Below are 24,622 nucleotides of genomic sequence, written 5' to 3'. Positions count from 1 at the left end.
GTCAGCGCCTCGCCAACAGGCCTTGCGGCCGGATCGCCAGCACCAGCACCATGATCAGGAAGGTCACGACGATGGCATAGGTCGGGATGTAGACCGAGCCGAGCTGTTCGGCGAGGCCGATGATCAGCGCCCCAAGCGCAGCGCCGGGGATCGACCCCATGCCGCCCACGATCACGACGACGAGGGAGGCGAGCAGGAAGCGAATGTCCTCGCCAGGCGACAGCGACTGGAAGGTGCCGCCGACGACGCCGGCGATGCCCGCAAGACCTGCGCCGAACGCGAACACGGCTACGAAGACGAGCTGGATACGCACGCCTGTCGCGGCGAGGATATCGCGGTCGTCGACGCCGGCGCGAATGATCATGCCGATGCGGGTGCGATTGAGCGCAAGCCACATTGCGACGCCAATGACCACCGAGGCGGCGAAGATCACCAGTCGCACCATGGGATATCGGAGATAGACCGGCTCGCCCGAGGATCTGATCGCCGTGACCAGCGGCAGCTCCACGGGGCCGATCAGCCAGTTCGGTGTCTGGATCTGGTAGAAATCGCCGCCGCAGGCCCACAGCATGAGATCGGCGAACACGATCGAAAGCCCGATCGTCACCATGGTCTGCCTGAGATCCTGTCCCTCCATCCGACGGAACACGATCACCTGGAGCAGGATGCCGACGAGGGCGGTGAGGATGAAGGCGACGATGAAGCTGAGCACCCAGGAGCCGGTCGCCGTGCTGATGGCGTAGCCGACATAGCCGCCGAACAGATAGAGCGAGCCGTGCGCGAGGTTGACGTTGCGCATCAGCCCGAAGATCAGCGTGAAGCCGCTGGCGACGAGGAAGTAGAGCCCTCCGAGCGTGATTCCGTTGAAGACTGCGTTGAGGAAGACGCGCTTGCGGCCGACGGCCTCTTCGAGGCCCGGCGGCCAGACCGCGAAGATCAGCCAGAGCGCGACGGCAACGGCAATGATTGCGATGAGCGCCCAGGCCGGATGGCGTTCGACAAAGCGGCTCATGGTCCCGCCTCGCCTCGCTTGTGGCAGGGCCATCGTAGATGGGAAGCGGATTCCCCGCGGCCGATCCTTCGAGACGCCCGCCTTGGCGGGCGCCTCAGGATGAGGGCGGAGTATGCAGCCGCAGGTTTGACGAGCTCCAAGCCGCTTAGCCTCATCCTGAGGAGACCGCGGAGCGGTCGTCTCGAAGGACGGGGCGCTTGCTCGGGCCGTTCCAAGAGATCATCTGTGATTGCGGGGAGAGGTCGCACGGAAGGCGCGGGTACACCCCGGCCTTCCCAGAGCGAGCGAAGCTCGTCTCGGCCCCGCAAGCGGGGCGAGGGGGCATGCAAGCCGATGCCGGCTGCGGGCCTCGCCATGGACGTGCGCTCCCGTCGGTCGCAATCCTCTCTCGGGATCGCGTTGCCGACATCCTAGCCGGGCTCGCAGGGGAACGTTTGATCGTGAGTATCTTTTCGTGGCCCGCGCTCAGGCGCGCAAAATCTTGGCTGCGCGACGATAATCGGTCGGGGCCATCCCCACGTTGGCGGCGAAGAAGCGGGTGAAACCGCTTTGCGAGGAGAAGCCGAGATCGAAGCCGATATCGGCGATCGGCGTCTCGCTTGCCACCAGTGCTTCGAGCGCCTGTTCCATGATCAGCGTGTTGAGATAGAGGTTCGGCGTAACGCCGGTCTGGACGCGGAATAGCCGATAGAAATGTGGTCGCGACAGGCCGGATTCCCGCGCGATCGTATCGAGCTCGATCTCAGCGCCGGGACTTTCCGACATCATCTTGATGCATTTGCGCACGCGAAAATCGGTGACCGAGCCGTTTGCGCGCGGATCGCGGGCGATCTCGGCCTGCTGCCAGCTTTCGTCGTAGCAGATGTCGATCAACCTCCGCAGCTCGGAATCCAGACTGGAGAGCGATGGTGCGCCGCACACGAGCGCGGCGGTCCGCCTGATGTGCTTGTCGAGTGCCGGCGTGCGCTTGAACTGGGTGCGGCCGAAACGCAGCCGATGGGTGCCGGAGGCATCGGGCGCAAACCATTCGGCATTGACGTAGAGCACGAAGAAGATCGCGCCGCCGTCCAGATCGGCAGGCAGGAAATTGTGCGGCTCCCAGGGATTGACCGCGACGACGGACGTCTCGTTGAGATCGTGGTGCCCGTCCGACACGTCGATGCATGCGGGCATGCCGCCGACATGGAAGATCAGATGACCTTCACGATGGGCGTGGATATTGAAAGGGCGGTTCAACTGATAAACCGTCGCCCGACCGAACCGGCCGTGGAAGACGGCGAGCGCACGGCTCATGCCTTCCCCTCCCGAATGTTCTTGTCTTTTGGGTCAACGTTCAACAACGCCGACGAGATTGCAAGAGCGGAGAGCGACCGCGTCAGCAAGTCGCTCCCCGGTTGTCCATTGCAGCCGTGATGCGTCAGTACTTCTTACATTCCGGCACGGTGCGGCTCGGCAGCCCGATCTTCGAGAATACGGCTGGATCATAGCCCAGCGTCTGGTTCACGTTCGGGATCACCTTCACCACCTTGCTGAACAGCGCGCCCTTGCCGTCGTCGACCACTTCGGTGACGAAGTTGGTGCCGATCGCCTGACGGTTGGAGTCGAGCTTGATCTTGCCGTTCGGCGCATCGATCTCGATCTTCGCCAGCGCTTCCTTGAACTTCGACTGGTTGTTGGAGAGATCGCCATTGACCTGACGCAGCGCGAGGATCAGCGCCATGGTCGAGTCATAGTAATTGGTCGCGAGCAGTGACGGGCTCGGGAAGCGCTTGTTGGGCGGGAAGGCGTCCTGATAGGCCTTCACGAATTTCTGCCAGCCCGGATCGTCCCAGGTATCGGCCTGGCCGCTCGCCGCGATGGTGCCGACCAGGGCGTTCTTGGCGTTGCCCTTGGACGACAGGATGGTCTGGTCGATCATGATGGAACCGCCCATCAGATGCGCCTTGCCGCCGGCCTGCTGATACTGGTTGAGGAAGTTCACGGCATCGGCGCCGCCGAGGCCGAGATAGATCGCGTCGACATCGTCGGGCAGCGCGGCGATGACCGAGGCGAAATCCTTGGTGCCGAGCGGCACCCATTGCCGGTTGGTGATCTGTCCGCCGGCGCCGCAGAACTCGAGCACGAGGCCGAATACCTGGGTGTAGATGAAGGAATAGTCCTCGCCGACGGTTGCGATCTTGCGATACTTCTTTTCGTCATAGGCGTATTTGCCGAGGCCGACCTGCCACTGCGCGCCGTCCATGTTGTAACGGAAGAAGTTCGGGGCAGGATCGACATAGGTCGTTTCCTGCGCGCCGGACGCCGCGTTGATGAAGGTCAGCTCGGGATGGGTCTTTGCGAAGTTCTTGACCGCGATGCCCTCGTCGCCGGACAGCGGCGAGAGCAGGATCTGCACCTTGTCCTGCTCGATCAGCTTGCGCACGGCGCGCACGGCGGAGTCCGGTGTCGCGTCGGTCGAGGCGACGATGAATTCGAGCTCCTTGTCGCCGATTTTCTTGCCCAGCACGTTGAGCGCGGTCTGGTGGCCGCGCATGCCGTCCTCGCCGAGCACCGTGTAGGTGCCCTCGAGCGTCGCGGTCACGCCCACCTTGATCTTTTCCTGGGCGATCGCTGCGCCCGAAAGAAACAGGCTGCTCAGCGCGAGCAGTCCCACACTGCATTTCGACATTGTGCTCCTCCCTGTGTCGTCGATTTATGGCCGCACCGAACCGGCGCGGCGCCGCGTGACTCTCGAAGGCCCGCGGCTTTGGAGAGAAGCTAGCCGAAGTCGGATGCGGTGCATGCGTGAGCGCCTCGTCCGGCTTGACGGGCAGTCTCATTTTTGAATGTTGCGGCGCAAAGGGTTCCGCGGTGCAGCAGCGCGGCCACAGGAACGCTTCCGGCGGGGCTCCGTTAGCGGAGCAGATCCCTGGAGCCGCTTCATGACCGACTATCCAAAGCCACCTTATCCGCCGCAGCAGCAACCGATGCCCGGCTCGACGCGGGCGATGCAGCCACGCCCCGATCATGGGGAGGAGAGTTACAAAGGCTCTGGACGTCTGGCCGGAAAGAAGGCGCTCATCACCGGAGGTGACAGCGGCATCGGCCGCGCGGTCGCGATCGCCTATGCGCGCGAGGGCGCCGACATCGTCATCTCCTATTTGAACGAGGACGAGGATGCGGCCGAGGTCAAGGCGCTGGTGGAGCGGGAGAGACGCAAGGCGATCCTCATTCCCGGCGACATCCGCAATCCCGAGCACTGCCGCTCCATCGTGCGTCGCACGGTCGAGGAGCTCGGCAGCATCGATATCCTCGTCAACAATGCGGCCCATCAGGCCACGTTCAAGGACATCGGAGACATCAGCGACGAGGAGTGGCAGCGCACGTTCGAGACCAACATCCACGCCATATTCTATCTGACCAAGGCCGCCGTTCCTCACATGCGGCCGGGAGCTGCGATCATCAACACGGCGTCGGTGAACTCGGACATGCCGAACCCGACCCTGCTGGCTTACGCTACGACCAAGGGCGCCATTCAGAATTTTACCGGCGGGCTTGCGCAAATGCTGGCCGAGAAGGGCATTCGGGTCAACGCCGTTGCCCCGGGCCCGATCTGGACTCCGCTGATTCCCTCGACCATGTCGGAGGAAAGGGTCAAGAACTTCGGCAAGCAGGTCCCGATGCAGCGCGCCGGTCAGCCGGCCGAGCTTGCAACCGCCTATGTCATGCTGGCCGATCCGCTCTCGAGCTACACCTCGGGGGCGACGTTGGCGGTCACCGGCGGCAAGCCGTTCATCTGACGAGAATCGTGGCGGCGCCGGAAGCCGGGCCGCCACGTTACAGTCAGCAGATCTCGATCAGGCCGCGTTGGACGCCTTGGCGTTGACGCCCTTGCGCAGCGCCACCGTGTTCAGCTTGGTGTTGGCAGCCTTCTCTTCATTCAGATTGGTGGTGAGGAAGCGCACGATGTCGTCGTGGCCGAGTGTTTCCGCCCAGGCGATCAGCGTGCCGTAGCGGCACATTTCATAGTGCTCCACGGCCTGCGCATTGGCGACGATGGCGGCGTCGAGCACGGCCTTGTCCTCAATCTCACCTGCGGTGGCGTCGGCTTCTTCGATCAGGCCGTCGATGGCCGGACACTGCGTGCCGCTGGGCTGCTTGCCGAGCTTGGCGAATACTTTGTCGAGCCGTTCGACCTGCTTGTTGGTCTCGTCCAGGTGAGCTTTCAGCCCAGTGGCGAGATCTCTGTTGGTCGCCTTGTCGATCATCTTGGGCAGCGCCTTCAGGATCTGCTGCTCCGCGTAGTAGATGTCCTGCAGCCCGTGCAGCAGCAGGTCTTCCATCGATTTGATGTCCTTGGTGAACAATCCCATAAAAGACGCCTCCTTTTCACAATGTTGACACTGGAACGCTGGACGGCCGCAGCTGTTCCATTTCGGTGTGCAGACCAGGAGAGCCGAATGAGCGATGCAGTTGATCATCTCGCGGGCCTGCTCGGGCGCGCTGCCATGGACGTGTGGGGCGACATGCCTCGCGACATCCAGGAGGCGCTGTTCGAGACCGCCATGAAAGGACGCGAGAGCGAGCGCGAGGAGCTCGCTCGGCTGCTGCACGAGCGGCATCCGCGCACGCTTCATCCGGCCCGGCCGGGATGAGATCCAGAAACGGAACGATCATGCGAGCTCACGATTGGTAAACTGGGTGGCGCGTCGCCGATGGCTCGCATGAGACCGCGGCAGGCGCACCGCCAACCGTTGGTCAATCTGTGAGTCGATCGCCGTGACTGAGATGAACATCGCAAAATGGTACGACCCGATCTCGGAGCGGTGGATCGTGCCTCGCGAAACGCGCGCCGATTATGGTCGGTCCAGCGTCGAGAAGGTGCCGGATGGTCACGAGCGGGACGAGGCGCAGCGGATCTGGCAGCTGTTGGTCGATTGCTGCGCGGGCGAGTGAGGCCGAACTCCGGCGCGCCTGTTCGGGGCGCCCTGTCCAAGCGCGCATGGTCATGATGTGATCACGAAATCCGCGGCGCGGGGCAGCCCAGCGTTTCCGTCAAGGCTGATCTCGACGACGTCCGGAACGGATCGGTATATTACCAGCCCGATTGCAGACCGGACCCGGAACAAGGATCAGACGATGGACGATACGATTGGCTTCCCCGACCCCGGTCTCGACCTGTCGGAGGGCTTCAAGCCGCACACCTCGCATTGGGGCGTGTTTTCCGCGCGTCAGGGCGCAGCTGGCCTCGAGGTCAGGGCCTATGCAGGCGACCCCGATCCGAACGGCATCATCGACAATTTCCCCGGCGCGCTCCGCCACCAGGCGCGCATCGCCCAGCCGGCGATCCGCCGCGGCTGGCTTGAGCGCGGGCCGGGCCTCGACAATCGCCGCGGCCGCGACGAGTTCGTCTCCGTGAGCTGGGAGAAGGCGCTTGACCTCCTCGGCGACGAGCTCTGCCGCATCCGCGACACGCGCGGCCCCGGCGCTGTGTTCGGCGGCTCCTATGGCTGGTCGAGCGCCGGCCGCTTTCATCACGCCCAGAGCCAGGTGCATCGCTTCCTCAACATCGCGATGGGCGGCTATGTCCGCTCGGTGAACACTTACTCGTCGGGCGCGTCCTCGGTGCTGCTGCCGCAGATCCTGGCGGGCTATGAGGACATCACCAAGCGCAACGTCACCTGGGAGCAGATTGCTCAAACCACCGACATCGTGCTGGCCTTCGGCGGCATGGCGCTGAAGAACTCCATGGTGGCCGGCGGCTCGATCAGCAAGCATGTCGAGCGCGGCGCCATGGCCGCGGCGCGCAAGCGCGGCTGCGAATTCGTCCTCGTCAGCCCGCTGCGTGACGATCTGCCGGTGGAAGCCGGCGCCGAATGGATGGCTTGCGTGCCCGGCACCGACACCGCCTTGATGCTCGGCCTCGTCCACACGCTGGTGAGCGAAGGTCTGCACGATCAGGCCTTCCTCGATCGCTACACCGAAGGCTGGCCCACCTTCCTGCGCTATCTCATGGGCGAAAGCGATGGCCAGCCCAAACACGCCGAATGGGCTGCGGCCATCTCAGGCGTCGATGCCGAGACGATCCGCAAGCTCGCGCGCCGCGCCGCCGGCAAGCGCGCGCTGATCACCGTCTCGCATTCGTTGCAGCGCGCCGAGCATGGCGAGCAGCCGGTGTGGATGGGCATGGTGCTGGCGGCAGCGCTCGGCCAGATCGGCTTTCCCGGCGGCGGCTACGCCTATTCGCTCGGGGCGATCGGCTATTACGGCCGTCGCGTCAACGACGTGCCGGGGCCGACGCTGGGGCAGGGCCGCAACGGCGTCGCCGATTTCATTCCGGTGGCGCGCATCGCCGACATGCTGCTCAAGCCCGGCACCACCTATCGCTACAACGGCGAGACGCGGACCTATCCGGACATCCGCATGGTCTATTGGGCCGGCGGCAATCCCTTCCACCATCACCAGGACATCAACCGCCTGCGCAAGGCGTTTGCGCAGCTCGATACCTTCGTCGTGCACGAGCTGGCCTGGACCGCCACGGCCCGGCATGCCGACATCGTGCTGCCCGCGACGATGACGCTAGAGCGCGAGGACATCGGCTATTCCACCAACGATCCCCTGATGGTCGCCATGCACAAGGTCGCCGAGCCGTTTGGCCTTGCGCGCGACGACTACGATATCTTTGCCGATCTCGCCGATCGTCTCGGCGCGCGCGAGCCCTTCACCGAGGGACGCACCTCGCGGCAATGGCTGGAGCATCTCTACGAGCCGACCCGCGCCTCGCTTGCGAAGCGTGGCCTCGAAGCCCCAAGCTTCGACGAGTTCTGGGCGCGCGGCAGCCTGGTCGTGCCGCAGCAGCCCGATGACGGCGGCCGGCTGCGCCGTTTTCGCGAAGACCCGGTCAATCATGCCCTGCCGACGCCGAGCGGCCGCGTCGAGATCTTTTCGCAGAAGATCGCAGGCCACGGCGATGCGGATTGTCCCGGTCATCCCGTCTGGCTGGAGAAGACCGACATGCCGAAGCGAGGCGCGCCATGCTTCCTCGTCGCCAACCAGCCGGTGACGCGCCTGCACAGCCAGCTCGATTTCGGCGGACATTCGCTTGCCGCGAAACATCGCGGCCGCGAGGTCGCGCGGATGAACCCGGTCGATGCGAACGCGCGCGGCATCAAGGACGGCGACATCATCCGCCTGTTCAATGCGCGCGGCGCGTGCCTTGCGGCGGTCCACGTCACCGACGGCATCGCGCCCGGCGTGGTGCAGCTTCCGACCGGCGCCTGGTACGATCCGATGGATCCCGAGGACGAGGCGCCGCTCTGCGTTCACGGCAATCCGAACGTGCTCACCCGCGACATCGGGACCTCATCCCTGGCGCAGGGCTGCACCGGTCAGCTGACGGCGGTCGAGGTCGAGAAGTTCACCGGCAATCTGCCGCCGATCCGCGCGTTCGATCCGGTGTAGGGAGCGGGGGCGCCGGCGATCCAGTTTCGCTCTGGCGAAGGACGACGCGGTGCTTCGACCGCGAGCCCTTCACCCTTGCTGGCGAGGCGCCAGCGCGCCGGAGACTCGCCGCTGATGCGCTTGAAGACGGTCGAAAAATGCGCCTGCGTGCTGAAGCCCACGGCCAGCGCGATCTCCGCCAATGGACGCTCGGTGGTTGCGAGCAGCGTCTTCGCATGCACGGTCCGGTGATGGAGCAGATATTCCCGAGGGCGGTAGCCGGTCGCGGCGCGGAATTGCGCTGCAAAGTGCATCCTGGACAGGCCGGCGACATTGGCGAGCTCGGACAGGCTGATGCAGCGGTCAAAATGATCGGCGACATATTGCTCGACGCGCCGCAGCCGCCATTTCGGCAAGGCATTGACCCTGACGCGCGGCAACTCCATCCCCGTGCATTGGCTGTCCCGGGCGATGACCGCTGTATGGCGAAGACTCTCGGGATCGCGCGCGCCGGCCGGACCATCGGCATGCGCCGCCTGCAAATTGTTCGACATCGCTCGTCCTTTCCTGGCTTGCGCCTGTTTGCAACGCCGGCAGACGTGCAAACCAATGCTTTCCATGTTCAGAGGATAGGGCTGGGTCGGCCATGACGCCCGTTAGAGGTGATGAGGATCTGTTAGATTTTGTGCGTCTGCGTTTGGCTGCGACAGCCCGCCGCAGGAGCGCGTCGTTCGATGCTCGCAAATCCGATTCAAACTTGAAGCCGTCGACGTTACTCGAAGACGGCATCGAAAATCTCGACATCCATGAGCACGGGCTTGGCGATCACGCTTCCGTCCGGCTGCACGGCCTGAATGCGTCGAAGCGTCGGCACCACGATGCCGCCGAAATTGTCATGCGCCCAGGAGGCGTGTGCAACCTTCATCCCGAAGAGCGCGTGATCCGCGCGCCGCTGCAGGGCGCTCTGGTCGAAATAGAGAATCTGCTCCGACGCGAGCGTGATCAGATGCGGGGGAAATTGCGCTCGCAGCCGGCGCCAGGTTTCGGTGCTCTGCTGCCAAGGCGACAGCTCCTCGATTACGACATCGGGGTGAGCAAGCAGGAATGGAATCGTCAGATAATTCCAGATCGCGACACCGCAGAAGAAGACGAGATGCAGCTCGTCCGCAAGCGCGGGCGAGCCGGCCTCGGCAAACGCTGGGACCGGGTTGCTCCAGGTCTGCAGGACCTCACCATCCAGCTTCTCGATGGTGATCGCATCGGGCTGAAAAGAGCCGGAGCGTTCGCCCCCGGTGATGCCGGTGAAGCGGAGCGATTGTATCCGGGTCGAGCCCTCCGCGGTCACGTCCTTGAATTCCCGGGCATGTCCGGCGTTGGCGAACAGCGTTCCGCCAATGGAAAGGTGGAGCGTGAAACGGCTCAGGTTGTTCCAGCGGGTCATTCCGCCGCTGGCATCGATCACATCGTCTAGAAGCGCCATGTCCCGCCATGTCCACCGAGCAATGTCTCCACCATGGCGGCGCGCGTGCGGCTTGGCGTGTTAGAATGTGTTAGGACTTGCGAGCCGGGCGGGCGGCGATATCCTGTTGAAGATACTCTCAATTCAGGCCGCTCAGACGCCCGCCGCCGCATAGCGGCCCTTCTCATCCGTAGTAGCGTGCTCAAATCAGGGAGCTCGACATGACCACTATCCAAACCGATCCCGAACTCTCGACATCGCCCAGGGCCGACTGGAAGCTCGAAGTCGTCGTGATCCCCGTGTCCAATGTCGACCGCGCCAAGGCGTTCTACGCGCGCCTTGGTTGGCGGCTGGACACCGACTTCACGTCGGGAGACGACTGGCGTGTGATCCAGTTCACCCCGCCTGGCTCGGCCTGCTCGGTGATCTTCGGAAACAATGTGACTGCCGCCGCACCCGGCTCGGTGCGAGGGCTGTACCTGATTGTCTCCGATCTGGAGGCGGCACGACGGGATCTGCTCGACCGCGGCGTCGAGGTCAGCATGCCATTCCACGGTGCCGGCGACGTTCACGTCGGGTCGGACGAGCCGTACCTGTTCGGCAATACTCGGATCAGTGGCGCCGACCCCAACCGCGGCAGCTACAGCTCGTTTGCATCGTTCAGCGATCCCGATGGCAACGGCTGGCTGTTCCAGGAGGTGACAACGCGACTGCCGGGGCGCATCGCGGGCGGCGGCACGACGTTCGCTTCGCAGGCGGAGTTGGCGGCCGCACTCCACCGGGCGGCGGCAGCGCATGGCGAACATGAGCGGCGGACCGGTGGACATGATGAGAACTGGGCGGAATGGTACGCCGATCACATTGTGCGCGAGCAGGCCGGCCAACCTCTGCCGAGCTGAACCCGCGGGCGTTGCTCGCCCGCCACGCCAATGTCGCCTTGCTCCGGTATGGAGCCCGGTACTGAAACGACAGGGAGAACTGACATGATCCGCAAAGCAACGGCCGTCTGGAAGGGCACCGGTCGCGATGGAACTGGCCATCTGACCAGCGAATCCGGCGTACTCGCGCAGACGCCCTATTCGTTCAAGACGCGTTTCGAGAATGAGAAGGGGACCAATCCCGAGGAGTTGATCGCAGCGGCCCATGCAGGTTGCTTTACGATGGCGCTGGCCTTCGGCCTTCAGATGGCGGGATTCACGCCCGACGAGCTCTCGACCGAAGCCGCCGTGACCCTCGAGCCCGAAGGCAAAGGCTTCAAGATCAGCAAATCCGCGCTGACCTTGCGCGCCAAGGTGCCGAACCTCGACGATGCGGGTTTTGCCAAGATCGCCGGCGAGGCCGAGAAAAACTGCCCTGTGTCGAAGGTGCTCAACGCAGCGATCACCCTCGACGCCAAGCTGGCTTAAGGCGAGCATCCCGGGTCCACCGGGCCCTAGAGGCACAGGTGGATACGCGTCAATAGCATGGCTTTCGGCCGGGTGGCCGAGAGCCTATGTTAGGGACACAGAACGGACCGAGCAATCAATCGGGAGCGGAGATATGACGATGGAGCGCGCAGTTTTGGCCGGAGGCTGCTTCTGGGGCATGCAGGATCTGATCCGCAAGCAGCCGGGCGTGATCTCCACCCGCGTCGGCTACACCGGCGGGCACGTGAAGAACGCCACCTACCGCAATCACGAAGGTCACGCCGAAGCCATCGAGATCAGCTTCGATCCTGCAAGGACCAGCTTCCGGACCATGCTGGAGTTCTTCTTCCAGATCCACGATCCCACCACGCTCAATCGCCAGGGTAACGATCTGGGCACGAGCTACCGCTCGGCGATCTTCACTACGAGCGAGGAGCAGAAGAGGATCGCCGAAGACACCATCGCCGACGTCGAGGCGTCGGGCCTTTGGCCGGGCAAGGTGGTGACCGAGGTCGCGCCCGCAGCCGAGTTCTGGGAAGCCGAGCCCGAGCATCAGGATTATCTCGAACGTTATCCGGACGGCTACACCTGCCACTTCATCCGGCCCGGCTGGAAGCTGCCGCGCCGCGCGGCTGCCGTCGGAGGCTAGGTCAGGTCGCGTGCCGTCAGGCGCGCAATTGCGCGATCAAATCGCGCGCAATGCGCATGTCGGAGATATCGGATCCCTCGGCGAAGGAGCCGGTGACATTCTTCAGAATGGCCAGCGCGTCCGCGCTCTGGCCTGCGCCCATCATGAGCCGCGCGAGGCTGGTCCCACAGCGCAGCTCCCAGAAGCGCGCGCCCTGCTCGACGGCAATGTCGATCGCCTCGCGAAAGTGGGCCTCGGCGTGCTCCGAATGCCGCGGGCTCCTGAGCATCAATTCTCCCTTGATGCGGATCAGCTCCGGCAGATACCAGCGCTCCTGCCGGTCGTTGCAACGGGCGAGGACGTCCTCGATCATTTCGAGGCCACGTTCGATCTGGTCGGCCTCCAGGAAGCATACAGCGAGCTCGCCGAGCAGCGGGAGAAAGCGCGGCAGGAAGCGCGCGTCGCCGGCGCGATCGAGTTCTTCGCGCAGCAGCGGCAGGCCCGTCGCGATGTCGCCGCGCCGGGCAATGACTGCGGCGTTGAAGGCCCGTGCCCACAGGCCCCACGGCCGGATGGCGTGGCGCTCGGTGTGTTCGAGCAGCTCGGCGCCGTGGCGCTCGGCGGCGTCGAAATCGCCGGACCAGAACGCGATCGGGCAGGCGGCCTGCCCCAGCACGCTACAGAAGGTCAGCGCGTGGCCGTTGGCACGGCCGTCTTCGATGTTCTTGGCGGCGAGCGCCTGGGCCTGATCGGCGAGGCCCTGAAGCCAGAGAATGCGGGCCCGGAAATATTGCGTCGATATCCTGAGATCGAGCGGGAAGATCTTCGGTTTCGTTTCCAGCACATGCAGCGAGGCGTTCACCCGATCGATACGCTGCCGCGCCTCGTTCTGGTCTCCCAGATAATGCAGCGCGACCGCCATCAGGCGGTCACCCAGCATGAGATCGGTATTGTCGGATGAATTCACCGCGACGCTCGCAAAGCGGTCGGCGAGTGCGCGGGCCTTGCCGAACTGCCCGTTGTTGAACTGGTCGATGCACAAGCCCCAGAGCGCGCGCAGCCGGAAATCCTTGTCGTCGAGGCTCTCAGCAAGCTCGAGCGTCGTCTCGAGGATCGGGCGCGCCTCGCGCGCGCGGCCCTCGCCATACATCAGCGACCAGCCGAGTGCCGACAGCAGCTGCATGCGGATGCGGTCGTCGTCGCCGCCGTCTCCGAGCGCCGCCAGTGCCGTTCTGCAGCGCTCGCGGCATTCGGCGAACAGCGAAAGACGCACCCACAGGGTGACCGCGGCCGCGGTCAGCGCGACGCCGAGCTTCGCATCGCCGTCGGGCGCGAAGGCCCAGTTCAGCGCCGCGCGCACATTGTCCAGCTCCCCGCCATAGGTGCCCAGCCAGTCGGGAAGCGGCGTCGAGGTGTCGGCCCCCGCGCGCTCGAAGAAGTCGCGAAAGTGCTCCGCATGGCGCCGCGCGAACTGCCTGTTTTCGCCGAGCTCGTTCAGCTTGCCGAGCGCGTAGGCGCGCGTGGTGTCGAGCAGGCGATAGCGCAGCGCCCGCGAACCGGATGGCGAGATCAGCGATTTGGCGACCAGGCTGTCGATCGCCTCCAGCGTTTCCGAGGCGCTCAGGCCATCGCCGGACGCGACCGCGGCGGCCGCTTCCGGCGCGAACGGCCCGGCGAACACCGATAATCGTCGCAACGTGGCGCTCTCCGCCGGAGGCAGCAGGTCGTAGCTCCAGTCGAGGGCGGCGGCGAGCGTCTGGTGCCGCGGGACGGCCGTCCGGCGCCCGCGCCACTGCAGCGAAAAGCGGCTGTCGAGCAGGGAGGCTGTGCCTGCGATGCCGTACGCGTCGACACGGCCCGCCGCGAGTTCGATTGCCAGCGCAATGCCGTCGAGCCGCCGGCAGATGCTCGCGACGAGCGGCGCCTCTTCGGCACTGAGCTGGAACGGTCCGGAGCTCTGCGCGATGCGCTCGACGAAGAGCTGCGCGGCCGGGTAGGCGAGAACCTCGGCGGCATCGAGGCCCTCGCGCTCGGGCGGACAATCCAGCGGAAACAGCCGGAAGATGCGCTCGCCTTCGCTTCGGAACGACTCGCGGCTGGTCGCAAGAACACGAAGCTGCGGCGCTTCGCGAACGATGCGCTCCACGAGCGGGGCCAGCGTGTCCAGCACATGCTCGCAACTGTCGAAGATCAGCAGGGTAGGTCCGGTCTTCAGAAATGTCAGGATCGCCGGCGTCGAATCCTCCGAGTTGACGGTCAGTCCGAGCACGGAGGCGATGGTGGTCGTGACATGGCTGGCGTCGCGTAGTGGACCGAAATCGACGAAGAAGACGCGGCCGCCGAAATCCGCCGAGCGGCGATGCCCCACAGTGACGGCGACGACGGTCTTGCCGATGCCGCCCGGGCCGACCACGGTTATGAAGGGATAGAGGGCAAGACCGCTCGAGATCTTCTCGATGATCTCCTCGCGTCCGACCATCTTCGCAAGCGGAGCGGGCAGGGAGCGGGGAGGGCTGATGTCGGCTGAGGCACGTGCGACCTGCGGGGCCGCTTGAGCGAACGGGGCGACAAAGCAATAGCCACGGCCCGGCACATTGAGGACATAACGGGCGGACTTGCCGGTATCGCCGAGCACCTTGCGCAATGCTGCGACATGGAAGCGCAGGCTGCCTTCGTCGACATTCACGTCGGCCCAGATGCGCTTGACCAGCTCTCTCTTGTCGACGACTTCCCCCGGGCGCTCGGCAAGCAAGATGAGAATATCGAGCGCGCGGCCACCGACATGAAGCGGCTCGCCTTCCTTCTCCAGGAGCCGGGACTTTGGAAACAGCCGGAATGGCCCGAATGAAACGACCGAGTCTTGGTTATGAGCTGGCACGTGCCATTGCCCCCGCGACGGGAGTCAAAAGGTATTTTATTGTGGTCTAGCAGAACGAGACGTCCAGTAAACTGGCCGAAAGCCGCATGGCTGACAGACATGCGCAGATGGCTTGGGTCGGCTTCGGCTCGTCCCGATAATGCTTGAGACGGAAGGGGTTAGGTCGGCATGGTCCGACCCGTGTCCTTTGTGACGATGTGCGCCGACAGCGTCACGAGACCCATCAATGCGGCCAGCAACCAGAACGCCATGGGTAATCCGCCAAGACGTGCGACGAAGCCGACGCCGGCAGGGCCGATCAGGATCCCGGCATAGCCCGCGGTCGTGATCGCCGCGACCGCAACCCCCGTCGGCATGACGGTTTGCCGCGCCGCCCGCCGAAACAGCACCGGCACGAGGTTCGACGCGCCGAGCCCGATCAGCAGGAATCCGGTGATGGCGACCGCCGCAACGGGCGCCGTGAGCAGGACCACGAAACCGGCGATCGCGATGAGGCTGCCCCAGAGCAATGTCGCGCGGTCCCCGATGCGCGCAACGACGGCGTCGCCGCCGAGCCGGCCTGCGGTCATCGCGATCGAGAACACGATGTAGCCGGCTCCGCCTTGCGCCTCGGTGACGAGACCCGCGCCGATGACGAGCAATGCGCCCCAATCGAGCATCGCGCCCTCGACCAGGAAAGTGATGGCGCCGAGCAGCGCGAGCAGCAGCACCGATCCGTGCGGCAGCACGAACAGCGGGCCCTCCTGCACCTGCACGGAGCGGAGCAGGCGCGGCCAGGTCACGATCATTGCAATCAGCATCAGGACGGAGCAGATCAGCGTGCAGGCCAGCGTGCCGAATTGCAGCGAGAGCAGCGCCGTCATCAGCGCGGATCCGGCGAAGCCCCCGATGCTGAACAGCGCGTGGAAGCCGGACATCAGCGGACGTCCCGCGGCGCGCTCTACCTCGACGGCGTGGATGTTCATGGCGACGTCGATCGAGCCGAGCGCCGCGCCAAATGCGAAAAGTGCCAGTGCCAGTGTTGCGGGCGAGCTTGCGACGGCGAGCAGGGGCAGCACCAGCGCCAGACCGAAGCCGCCCACAACGATGATCGGCCTGCTGCCGTGGCGCGCGCTGATGATTCCCGTCAGCAGCATCGCGACGACCGAACCGATGCCGAGGCTGAGCAGGAGCAGTCCGAGGACGCCGTCGTCGACGCCGAGCCGTGTCTTCGCGAACGGCACCAGTGGCGCCCAGCACGCGATGCCGAAGCCCGCGACGAGGAAGGCGAGCCGGGTCGCAAGGCGTGTCGCCGGACGGTCGGCAGAAGACATAGGAACTCCGGGAGAAGCAGAGGCGGGGCGAACGACAAGCCCGAGAAATGCCGCAGCTTTATGTCCGAGGCATTTCCGAACTGTCGCAGGCGATCCCGACAAGCCGCAGACGCGCGGCGCGCCGGTGCAGACGAGTGAGCGAGGCTCTCTCTTGTAGCCCGGATGGAGCGTCAGCGTAATGCTCGCCCAGTTATCTCGCACTGTCCCGGATTGCGCTTGCGCTCCATCCGGGCTAGGGCACCATCACCATCACCATCACCATCACCATCACCATCACCGTCACCCTGAGGTGCTCGCCTCTTCGGCGAGCCTCGAAGGGCGACGGCCCCACTGTGGCCGTTCATCCTTCGAGGCTCCCGGCGCGATGCGATGCGCATCGCGCCACTCGCACCTCAGGATGACGGAGCTGGCACTTACCTGTGTCGCTCCGTGTCAATCCATTCGCGCAAAAATATTCCACTTTACCGAAATTCGGTTTTATCGTATGTGTGGTCCATCCCGGCTCACCCAAGAGGGGCGATCTTGTGTCGTCACTGTCGCGAGCCGGGCTTGCGGTGGACGCGGCAGCGTCGGCACGAGATGGGGCGGGCAGGGCGGGTAGTCCCTGTGAGCTCGTAACCCGCGTGCGGACGAGCGGCGCTGCTAGGTTCGTCTCGCCTGTAAGTTTCCGGCTTTGTCGACAGGGCTGGGAAAACTGCGGCGACATTGGCGAGCCGTGCGTACGGCAAAACCGTGTGGTCCTGGCCGTCGTTGCCACGGTCAAGCCTGTCGCGAAGATGCGAGCGAGCCCAACCGGGCAGACTGCATCATCAATTCGCGGGGCGAGGGAGGCCAGAAGGAAAGTTCGGCTCCCGGGAGATCACGGCATAAGCCGTCCGACCACCGCGCAGGGAAGGCCGAGTGATCGGCATCACCTGTATGCTGCTGTGCGGTTCTTCCTGCGTGTGCATTTCGCGCAGCGGACCGCGGGTGCGAGCCGGCACCCGGCCTTCCCTGCGCCCTCTTGGCTAGAGGGTGGAGCGACCAAGCAAAGCTCGGGCGAAACCAGCCGCGAGAATGCGAAGGCGTGTCTGGGAGTCAAACTGCGTGTCACAAGCTCGATGTCGTAGGGTGGGCAAAGGCGCTCTTGCGCCGTGCCCACGATCTCTCTCGGCCGCGAAAGATACGTGGGCACGCTTCGCTTTGCCCACCCTACGGCACTGCCACAAGCTCGATCTCGTAGGGTGGCAAAGCGCAGCGTGCCCACGCCTTGTTGCTCATGGACGAAGCAATCCAGAATCCCTCCGCGGAAAGACTCTGGATTGCTTCCGCCTTCGCAAGGCTTCGGCGGACAAGTCGCTGCGCTCGCAATGACGATGCGTCGCCGGTATGCCTCTCGTGTCGGTGAACCCACATCGCGCCATGTGATCGTGCGTTTGTGAAAACCTGTGAAGCTCGCCTGGTGCGCGCACGTGGACAGCCGCTGCCGGATATTGTAATGCGCTCCTGAACTGGCGGGACACTGTGGCCTGCACGCGGGCTTCCACAGAAAGGCCAATCCGATGACCCAGGCAGGCGCCTACGGAGACAAGCTCGGGCTATTCCTGCGTTTGAAGGAAGCGCCGCCCTCCCTGGTCACGCGTTCGCTGCGCAGCGCGGAGCTTGCGGTCACCGAAACGCGGAATGATCGTCCGCTGACTGGCCTGTCCGGCTCGCTCACCGCGGAAGACGCGTTTCTCGTCAGCCTGAAGCTTCGTGATTACCCGGATTGCGAGCTCTGGGAGCGCGGCAAATTTATCATGAAGGCGGACGTGCGCGCGGGCACGACCTATCTCTATGACCTCAAGCTCGATCCACGCTATGTGATCGACAAGCCGTTCCACTCGCTTTTTTTCTACATTCCGCGTTCGGCACTCGACAGCATCTCCGAGCAGTGCAATTCGTCGCGGATCGACGAACTCGACTGTCAGATCGGCGTTGGCCACGACGACGAAATCATCCGCCACATCGGCGCGTCGCTGCAGGAAGGCCTGCGCAGGCCGGGCGAGGCCAATCAGCTTTTCGTCGACCACATGATGCTCGCCTTGACCGCCCATGTCGCCCAGGCTTACGGCGGCCTTCAGCGCAGGACTGAGCCCACCCGCGGCGGTCTCGCTCCCTGGCAGGCGAAACGTGCCTGCGAGCGCCTGGAATCCGATCTCGGCGAAAAACTCTCGCTGCAGAAGATCGCGAGCGAGCTCGACCTCTCGGTCAGTCATTTTTCACGCGCATTTCGAACCGCCGTCGGCATGCCGCCGCATCAATGGCTGCTTCATCAGCGCGTGAAGGCCGCCAAGCAATTGATGAGCGTTCGCGACCTGCCGCTGACCGAGATCGCGATCTCGGCAGGCTTTGCCAACCAGAGTCACTTCACGCGCGTGTTCTCCTCGATTGTCGGCGTCAGCCCAGCTGTATGGCGCCGACAGACCTCCGGCTTCAAAGCGTGAGCACCCGGTGATGCGGGGCGCCTGCCCGCAGCATCCGCGTCAGATCGCGCAATCGGTTGTCGTCACATCAGCCGCCGAGGATACGCCGGCAAGCGTCGACGAAGACCTCAGCGCCGGCGACGATATCGGTATCGGCAGTGTTTTCGGTCCAGTGATGACTGATGCCGCCGATCGACGGCACGAACAGCATGCCAGCGGGCATGACCGTTGCCAGCATCTGCGCATCGTGGCCGGCGCCGCTGGGCATGCGAATGGATCGTCCACCGGCGAGCGCCTTGCTTGCTGCTTCGATCGCATCCTGAAAGCCGGCGTCCATCATGGCGGGCGCACCGGTGCGCAGCTTCGTAACGGTGACGGTGCAGGGACCGCTCGCGCTGGCCTCGTCCGCCATGGTCCGTAGCAGCTGCTCCAGCCGGGCGATGACGGCTGGATCGTCGTCGCGGATCTGGAACAGCATTTCGGCTCCGCCCGGAATGATGCTCGGGGCGCCCGGATCGAGCGTGATGCGGCCGGTGGTCCAGACCGTGCGTGGACCGCAGGCATCAGGAAAACGCTCGTCGATCGCGACGCAGAATTTGGCCAGCGCCAGCCCTGCATCCCTGCGCACCGCCATGCGCGTCGTGCCGGCATGGTTCTGCTCGCCGATGAAATCGATCTGGTATTGCCAGATGCCGACGATGGAGGTCACGACACCGATCGCGAGCTTGCCGCTTTCGAGCGTGTCGCCCTGCTCGATATGGGCCTCGAGATATCCGACATGCCGGCCCGGCTCGGCGGCGAGGCGCGGGCGTTCAGCGAGCCCCATGTCGGCGAGCGCGTCGCGCATGGTGCGGCCGCTGGTTCGATCGCGCGCGGCGTCGATGTCGGCTTCGGTCACCTGCCCGACATAGGAGCGCGAGCCGAGGAAATGGCCGAAATGTCCCTCCTCGTCGCACCAGGCGGCGACCTCGACCGCGCCTTTCACGGTGGGATCGGCGTTGAGCACGCGGGCCGCTTCGAGCGCGTAGACGACGCCGAGCGGGCCATCGAGCCAGCCGGCGTAGTTCTGGCTTTCCAGGTGCGAGCCGGCCAGCAGCTTGGGTCCCGGCTTGGCAATGGTGCCGAACACGTTGCCGATGCCGTCGATCGAAGCGGAGAGGCCGGCATCGGGAAGCTTGCGCACGAGCCACTCCAGCGAAAGCTTGTGCGGCTCGGAGAAGGTCGGCTTATGCACGCCGGTCCTGTAAGCGCCGATGGCACGGAGGGCATTGAGATCGGCGAGAACGCGCTGGCCATTGGCGCGCGGATTGGTGTCAGGCATGTTCGGCAACCCTAAGCGCCTCGGTGCGGATCTCCTCGACCAGCCGTTCCTTGAGCTGGACGAACTCCGGCGTCGTCTTGATCTTGTAGGAGCGCGGATGCGGCAGGTCCACATTGATCTCAGCCTTGATCCGGCCGGGGCGCGCGCTCATGACGACAACGCGGCTGCCGAGGAAGATCGCTTCCTCGATGTCGTGGGTCACGAACAGCACGGTCTTCTGGTCGCGTTCCCAGATCCCGAGCAGCATCTCCTGCATCAAGGCGCGGGTCTGGTTGTCCAGCGCGCCGAAAGGCTCGTCGAGCAGCAGGATTTTGGGATCGTTGGCGAGCGCGCGGGCGATCGCCGTGCGCTGCTGCATGCCGCCGGACAGCTGCTTCGGCCAGTGGTTCTCGAAGCCGGACAACCCGACTTGGCGGATGAACGCGTCGGCGATCTTGTTCCGCTCCGCCTCGGACACACCGCGCTCGCGCAGGCCGAAGGCGATGTTCTCGCGCACGGTGAGCCAGGGAAACAGCGTGTAGGACTGGAACACCATGCCGCGATCGGCGCCCGGGCCGGTCACCTCGCGCCCGTCGAGCGTGACGCGGCCGCCGGTCGGACGGTCGAGCCCCGCGACGATGCGCAGCAGCGTGGACTTTCCGCAGCCGGAGGGACCGAGGATGGTGACGAAATCGTTGTTGCCGATGGTAAGGTCGGTCGGCTCCAGCGCGCGCGTCGGCGCGTTGCCTTGGCGCGCGGGGAAGGTGCGTGAGACCTGCTCGATCTTCAGCGTGGTCATGCGAGCCTCCACGGAAACAGCCAGGCGTTGAACGCCTTGAACATGAAGTCCGAGAGGAGCCCGATCAGGCCGATCACGATGATGCCGAAGATGATTTGCCCGGTGTTGAGCAGTGCCTGACTGTCGGTGATCATGTGGCCGATGCCGGAGGACGAACCGATCAGCTCGGCGACGATGACGTAGGTCCAGGCCCAGCCCAGCACCAGCCGCAGGATTTCCGCGATCTCGGGGGCAGAGGAGGGCAGCAGCACGCGGCGGATGATGCCGCGGTCGCTGGCCCCAAGCGTATAGGCCGCCTCGACCAGATCGCGCCGGGTTGCGCCGACGGTGACTGCGATCATCAGGATGACCTGGAATACCGAGCCGATGAAGATGACGAGCAGCTTTTGCAATTCCCCGATGCCGGCCCACAGGATCAGGAGCGGGATGAAAGCGGACGCAGGCAGATAGCGCGCAAAGGAGACGAACGGTTCGAGGAACGCCTCGATTGGCTTGTAGGCGCCCATCAGCACGCCGAGCGGGACCGCGATGATCGACGCGAGCGCGAAGCCGCCGACGACGCGCCAGATCGTCATGCCGATGTCGTAGACGAATCCCTGTTTGGCCAGGAGGTCATATCCCTCCTGCACCATGGTCAGCGGGTTGGCGAGAAAGGTTTTCGACACATGGCCGCCGAGCGTTGCCCACGACCAGAGGGCAACGAACAGCACGAAGAACGCAAGGCCGTAGGCCACGCGCTGCTTCGATGTAACAGGGTCCAGGGGACGCATCGACGATATATCCGGGCGCTGAAAAGATTTGCCGGCCCCGCCGCGAAACGGGGCCGGCGGCTCTCGAGAAGCTTACTTGATGTAGCTGGCGTCGAAGAGGTCCTCGACCTTCGGCGCGGCCTTGATGATGCCGATTTCCAGCAGCAGGTCGGCGGCCTCCTTGTTGAAGGTCAGGAAGTCGCCCGCGAAGAACTTCTGGTTCGCGGCCTTGTCCTGCCAGCGCAGGTATTTTGCCGAGTTGCCGAACTGCTCGCCGCTCTGCTTCACGTCGGCGCCCATGATCTCGTAGGCCTTGGCCTGGTCCTTGGCGATCATGTCAAGCGCCTCGAAATAGCTCTCGGCGAGTGCCTTGGCGGCCTTGGGATTCTCGGTGAGGAATTTCGGCGTGCAGCCGAAGGTGTCCATGACCATCGGATAATCCAGCGTGGTCGCGATGATCTTGCCCTTGTCGGGCGCGGCCCGCACCGTCGACAGATACGGCTCATAGGTCATCGCCGCATCGTTCTGGCCGGAGACGAAGGCCTGTGCAGCAGCAGCCGGCTCGAGATTGACGACAGTGACGTCCTTCACCGACAGGCCGTTCTTCTTGAGCATCCAGGCCAGCGCGAAATACGGCGAGGTGCCGGGCGCGGAGGCGGCGACGGTCTTGCCCTTCAGGTCCTTGATCGCGGCGAGATCGTTGCGCACGGCCATGCCGTCGGCGCCATAGCTCTTGTCGAGCTGGAAGATCTGCTTGGTCGCAACGCCGTTGGCGTTCCAGGAGATCCAGGTCTCGACGGTCGTTGCCGCGCACTGGACGTCACCTGAGGCGATCGCGAGGTGGCGGTCCTTCTGCGGGATCTTCTTGATCGTGACGTCGAGCCCATTCTTCTTGAAGATGCCCGCCTCCTTCGCCAGCGTCAGCGGCGCGAAACCGGTCCATCCGGAAATGCCGACGCCGACCTTGACGTCATCGGCGAGCACGGGAGTGGAGGCCGCGAGGGCAATGATTGTCGCAAATATCGTCGAACTACGCATGATTGTCGTCCTCTGCCGATCGATGGATTGACGTCTTGTTGATCTCTTCATGTAGCGTTGCACGATTTGTGCCGACATATCCTCTCAGCCTCCCTTGAATCGCGCGACAAGGCGGTGAGAGTCACCGGGATAGAGCAGGCGCACGGCGGTGATCGTGCGCGCGCTGCGCCAGGTGTAACGGTCGATCACGAGACAGGGGGCGCCGACGGCGATCGCGAGCGCGTCCGCCGCGTGGTCATCCGCAACGATGGCGCTGATCGTGTGCTCGGCCTCCGTCCATGGAACATGATGAAGCAGCCACGAGCCGGGCGGCTCGCGCGAAAAATCCGCGGTCGCGGCATCCGGCACGGATGACAGGTCGATCAGCCTGTCCTCGACGGCGAACGGCACGTTGTCGGCGCTGTGCCGGCAGGTGATCGCGACCACCTTGCCGGCCTTCCTCACGCCGAGACGGTCACGGTCGGCCGCGGTCGCGGCGCGGAGCTTGCGCTGGATCAGCTCATAGCCGTAAGCGCGCCCCAGCGCGGTGATCTCGGCGCGGATGTCGGCGATCTTGAGAACGGCGGATTGATGTTGCGGTCGACGCACGAACGAGCCGGCGCGCCGCCGCCGCTCGATCAGATCGGCCTGCGCGAGCTCCGACAGCGCCTTGTTCACGGTCATGCGCGAGCAGCCGTAGCGCGCCACCAGCTCGTGCTCGAACGGAATGCGATGCCCCGGCGGCCATTCGCCGGTCAGGATGCGCTTCTCTATGTCGGCGCGAATTCGCTTGTACAATGTTGGTTGGTCGGCTGTCTCGGTGGCGAGGCTCATGCGATGAGCCTCCGCACTGTCGCGTTGAAGTGTTCGCGTGCGGCTTGGCGCAATCCATGCTGGCCGCCTTCGACCACCTTGCGGCCGCCGGCCCAGACGCAGTCGATCGCGCCGCTGCCCGCGGCAAAGATCCAGCCGTCGATGGCGGCGTCGCCCTGTCGTCCCGCCAGCGACGGATGTGCGGCGTCGAGCGTGACGATGTCGGCGCGCGCGCCCGGTGCGAGGCCGACTGTCGGCTGCGCCAGCGCTTGCGCGCCGCCCGCGAGCGCTTGGTCGTACAGCGTGCGTCCGGTCGAGCGGCCGGCGCCGGCCGAGAGCACGTTCCGCTGGCGGTGCTTGAGCCGCTGGCCGTATTCGAGCTGGCGCAATTCGTCGGCAGCGCCGATCAGCACGTTGGAATCGGTGCCGACACCGAACGCGCCGCCGGCATCGAGGAATTCGCGCGCGGGAAAGATGCCGTCGCCAAGGCTCGCCTCGGTGATGGGGCAGAGGCCGGCAACCGCGCCGGTCCGGGCGAAGGCGGCGACTTCCTCATCCGTCGTATGCGTCGCATGGATGAGGCACCAGCGTCGGTCGATCGGCGCGTGCTCCAGCAGCCATTGCACCGGGCGGTGGCCCGACCAGGCCAGGCAATCCTCGACTTCCCGGACCTGCTCGGCAGCATGGATATGCACCGGCCCGCCTTCAGCGAGCGGAATGATTGCCGCAAGCTCGTCCGGCGCGACCGCGCGCAGGCTGTGCGGGGCAATGCCGATATTGGCGCCGGGCAATGTGCTGATCGCCTTGCGCGATGCTGACATCAATGCCGCGAACCGATCGACCGAGCAGATGAAGCGGCGCTGGCCGGCATGCGGCGCCGCGCCGCCAAACGAGCCGTGCGCATAAAAACTCGGCAGCAACGTCAGAGCAATGCCGGAGGCCTCGGCGGCCTGCGCGATGCGCGTGGCCATCTCGGCGGGATCGATATATTGCGCGCCGTCGCGGTCGTGATGGAGATAATGGAATTCGCCGACGCGGGTAAAACCCTGCTCCAGCATCTCGACATAAAGCAGCGTTGCGACAGAAGCGACGTCGTCCGGCGTCATGGCGAGGGCGAAGCGATACATCGTCTCACGCCAGGTCCAGAACGTGTCGGTGGAGTTGCCGCGCAACTCGGCGAGGCCCGCCATGCCGCGCTGGAAGGCGTGGCTGTGCAGGCTCGCCAGTCCCGAAAGCGCGATGGCGTGGCGCTCGTCGCCGGCAGCCGGAGCCACGCCCGGCGTCACCTCCGCGATCGCGCCGGCGGTGATCACCACCTGCACGTCATTGGCCCAGCCCGAGGGCAGGAGCGCGGAGGCGAAATGCAGTCGGGTCATGATTTACAC

The 24,622-nt window shown here is 64.9% G+C and carries 21 protein-coding genes and 1 pseudogene; 8 read left to right on the top strand and 14 right to left on the bottom strand.

Features of this window, described 5'->3' with window-relative positions:
* Nucleotide 1: 1 nt before the first annotated feature.
* From IVB26_RS29145 to IVB26_RS29135, 3 genes are all read right to left on the bottom strand, one after another.
* Nucleotides 2–1,012: a branched-chain amino acid ABC transporter permease gene (locus IVB26_RS29145; RefSeq protein WP_247968527.1), complete on the bottom strand. Its 1,011-nt coding sequence runs from the start codon at nucleotides 1,010–1,012 to the stop codon at nucleotides 2–4.
* A 465-nt stretch (nucleotides 1,013–1,477) separates the two neighbouring features.
* On the bottom strand, nucleotides 1,478–2,305 hold the full coding sequence (locus tag IVB26_RS29140) for a helix-turn-helix transcriptional regulator (RefSeq protein ID WP_247968526.1): 828 nt from the start codon (nucleotides 2,303–2,305) through the stop codon (nucleotides 1,478–1,480).
* A gap of 124 nt (nucleotides 2,306–2,429) precedes the next feature.
* A complete protein-coding gene (locus IVB26_RS29135) occupies nucleotides 2,430–3,680 on the bottom strand; it encodes an ABC transporter substrate-binding protein (RefSeq protein ID WP_247968525.1) in 1,251 nt (416 codons plus the stop codon).
* A 253-nt stretch (nucleotides 3,681–3,933) separates the two neighbouring features.
* On the opposite strand from IVB26_RS29135, the gene IVB26_RS29130 reads away from it, so the two are divergent.
* Nucleotides 3,934–4,791, top strand: coding sequence for an SDR family oxidoreductase (locus tag IVB26_RS29130; protein WP_247968524.1), 858 nt, complete (start codon nucleotides 3,934–3,936; stop codon nucleotides 4,789–4,791).
* Between the two features lie 57 nt (nucleotides 4,792–4,848).
* On the opposite strand, the gene IVB26_RS29125 is transcribed toward IVB26_RS29130, so the two are convergent.
* Nucleotides 4,849–5,364: a YciE/YciF ferroxidase family protein gene (locus tag IVB26_RS29125; protein ID WP_247968523.1), complete on the bottom strand. Its 516-nt coding sequence runs from the start codon at nucleotides 5,362–5,364 to the stop codon at nucleotides 4,849–4,851.
* A gap of 87 nt (nucleotides 5,365–5,451) precedes the next feature.
* On the opposite strand from IVB26_RS29125, the gene IVB26_RS29120 reads away from it, so the two are divergent.
* The 3 genes from IVB26_RS29120 to IVB26_RS29110 all read left to right on the top strand — a co-directional run bounded on the left by IVB26_RS29120 (nucleotide 5,452) and on the right by IVB26_RS29110 (nucleotide 8,452).
* Entirely contained in the window at nucleotides 5,452–5,646 is a 195-nt protein-coding gene (locus IVB26_RS29120; RefSeq protein WP_247968522.1) for a hypothetical protein, read from the top strand.
* 124 nt (nucleotides 5,647–5,770) lie between these two features.
* Nucleotides 5,771–5,947 carry a hypothetical protein gene (locus tag IVB26_RS29115; RefSeq protein WP_247973401.1) on the top strand — a complete coding sequence of 59 codons (177 nt, stop codon included), beginning with the start codon at nucleotides 5,771–5,773 and terminating at the stop codon, nucleotides 5,945–5,947.
* A gap of 183 nt (nucleotides 5,948–6,130) precedes the next feature.
* Nucleotides 6,131–8,452 (top strand): molybdopterin guanine dinucleotide-containing S/N-oxide reductase, encoded by a 2,322-nt coding sequence (locus IVB26_RS29110; RefSeq protein WP_247968521.1) that lies wholly within the window; start codon nucleotides 6,131–6,133, stop codon nucleotides 8,450–8,452.
* Here IVB26_RS29110 and IVB26_RS29105 read toward each other — a convergent pair.
* Both IVB26_RS29105 and IVB26_RS29100 read right to left on the bottom strand, forming a co-directional pair.
* Nucleotides 8,380–8,877, bottom strand: a pseudogene (locus IVB26_RS29105) (helix-turn-helix domain-containing protein); the annotation flags it as partial. The gene IVB26_RS29110 and the pseudogene IVB26_RS29105 overlap by 73 nt on opposite strands.
* A gap of 326 nt (nucleotides 8,878–9,203) precedes the next feature.
* Nucleotides 9,204–9,911: a hypothetical protein gene (locus tag IVB26_RS29100; protein WP_247968520.1), complete on the bottom strand. Its 708-nt coding sequence runs from the start codon at nucleotides 9,909–9,911 to the stop codon at nucleotides 9,204–9,206.
* Nucleotides 9,912–10,111: 200 nt separating this feature from the next.
* Between IVB26_RS29100 and IVB26_RS29095 the strand changes: the two genes are divergently transcribed.
* The 3 genes from IVB26_RS29095 to msrA all read left to right on the top strand — a co-directional run bounded on the left by IVB26_RS29095 (nucleotide 10,112) and on the right by msrA (nucleotide 11,945).
* Complete coding sequence (locus IVB26_RS29095) at nucleotides 10,112–10,789, top strand: VOC family protein (protein ID WP_247968519.1); 678 nt, start codon at nucleotides 10,112–10,114, stop codon at nucleotides 10,787–10,789.
* Between the two features lie 84 nt (nucleotides 10,790–10,873).
* A complete protein-coding gene (locus IVB26_RS29090) occupies nucleotides 10,874–11,296 on the top strand; it encodes an OsmC family protein (RefSeq protein ID WP_246929977.1) in 423 nt (140 codons plus the stop codon).
* A gap of 133 nt (nucleotides 11,297–11,429) precedes the next feature.
* Nucleotides 11,430–11,945 (top strand): peptide-methionine (S)-S-oxide reductase MsrA, encoded by a 516-nt coding sequence (msrA, locus tag IVB26_RS29085; protein ID WP_247968518.1) that lies wholly within the window; start codon nucleotides 11,430–11,432, stop codon nucleotides 11,943–11,945.
* A 16-nt stretch (nucleotides 11,946–11,961) separates the two neighbouring features.
* Here the strand turns inward: msrA and IVB26_RS29080 are convergent, their stop codons facing one another.
* Complete coding sequence (locus tag IVB26_RS29080; protein WP_247968517.1) at nucleotides 11,962–14,802, bottom strand: ATP-binding protein; 2,841 nt, start codon at nucleotides 14,800–14,802, stop codon at nucleotides 11,962–11,964.
* A 158-nt stretch (nucleotides 14,803–14,960) separates the two neighbouring features.
* Nucleotides 14,961–16,115, bottom strand: a complete 1,155-nt coding sequence (locus tag IVB26_RS29075; protein WP_247968516.1) for an MFS transporter — start codon at nucleotides 16,113–16,115, stop codon at nucleotides 14,961–14,963.
* 1,541 nt (nucleotides 16,116–17,656) lie between these two features.
* Between IVB26_RS29075 and IVB26_RS29070 the strand changes: the two genes are divergently transcribed.
* Complete coding sequence (locus tag IVB26_RS29070) at nucleotides 17,657–18,580, top strand: AraC family transcriptional regulator (protein ID WP_247968515.1); 924 nt, start codon at nucleotides 17,657–17,659, stop codon at nucleotides 18,578–18,580.
* A gap of 67 nt (nucleotides 18,581–18,647) precedes the next feature.
* Here IVB26_RS29070 and IVB26_RS29065 read toward each other — a convergent pair whose 3' ends face one another.
* The 6 genes from IVB26_RS29065 to IVB26_RS29040 all read right to left on the bottom strand — a co-directional run bounded on the left by IVB26_RS29065 (nucleotide 18,648) and on the right by IVB26_RS29040 (nucleotide 24,613).
* Nucleotides 18,648–19,880, bottom strand: a complete 1,233-nt coding sequence (locus IVB26_RS29065) for a Zn-dependent hydrolase (RefSeq protein WP_247968514.1) — start codon at nucleotides 19,878–19,880, stop codon at nucleotides 18,648–18,650.
* Nucleotides 19,873–20,658 (bottom strand): ABC transporter ATP-binding protein, encoded by a 786-nt coding sequence (locus IVB26_RS29060; protein WP_247968513.1) that lies wholly within the window; start codon nucleotides 20,656–20,658, stop codon nucleotides 19,873–19,875. The genes IVB26_RS29065 and IVB26_RS29060 overlap by 8 nt, the downstream gene beginning before the upstream one ends.
* The gene (locus IVB26_RS29055) at nucleotides 20,655–21,428 is read right to left on the bottom strand and encodes an ABC transporter permease (protein WP_247968512.1); all 774 of its coding nucleotides are present in this window, start codon (nucleotides 21,426–21,428) and stop codon (nucleotides 20,655–20,657) included. Before IVB26_RS29055 ends, IVB26_RS29060 begins: the two co-directional genes overlap by 4 nt.
* Nucleotides 21,429–21,500: 72 nt before the next feature.
* On the bottom strand, nucleotides 21,501–22,445 hold the full coding sequence (locus IVB26_RS29050; protein WP_247968511.1) for an ABC transporter substrate-binding protein: 945 nt from the start codon (nucleotides 22,443–22,445) through the stop codon (nucleotides 21,501–21,503).
* Nucleotides 22,446–22,529: 84 nt separating this feature from the next.
* On the bottom strand, nucleotides 22,530–23,258 hold the full coding sequence (gene hutC, locus IVB26_RS29045) for a histidine utilization repressor (protein ID WP_247968510.1): 729 nt from the start codon (nucleotides 23,256–23,258) through the stop codon (nucleotides 22,530–22,532).
* On the bottom strand, nucleotides 23,255–24,613 hold the full coding sequence (locus tag IVB26_RS29040) for a formimidoylglutamate deiminase (protein WP_247968509.1): 1,359 nt from the start codon (nucleotides 24,611–24,613) through the stop codon (nucleotides 23,255–23,257). The genes hutC and IVB26_RS29040 overlap by 4 nt, the downstream gene beginning before the upstream one ends.
* Nucleotides 24,614–24,622: the final 9 nt, after the last annotated feature.

The organism is Bradyrhizobium sp. 195 (assembly GCF_023101665.1).
GTDB lineage: Bacteria > Pseudomonadota > Alphaproteobacteria > Rhizobiales > Xanthobacteraceae > Bradyrhizobium.
This window is presented reverse-complemented; position numbering and strand designations above follow the sequence as displayed.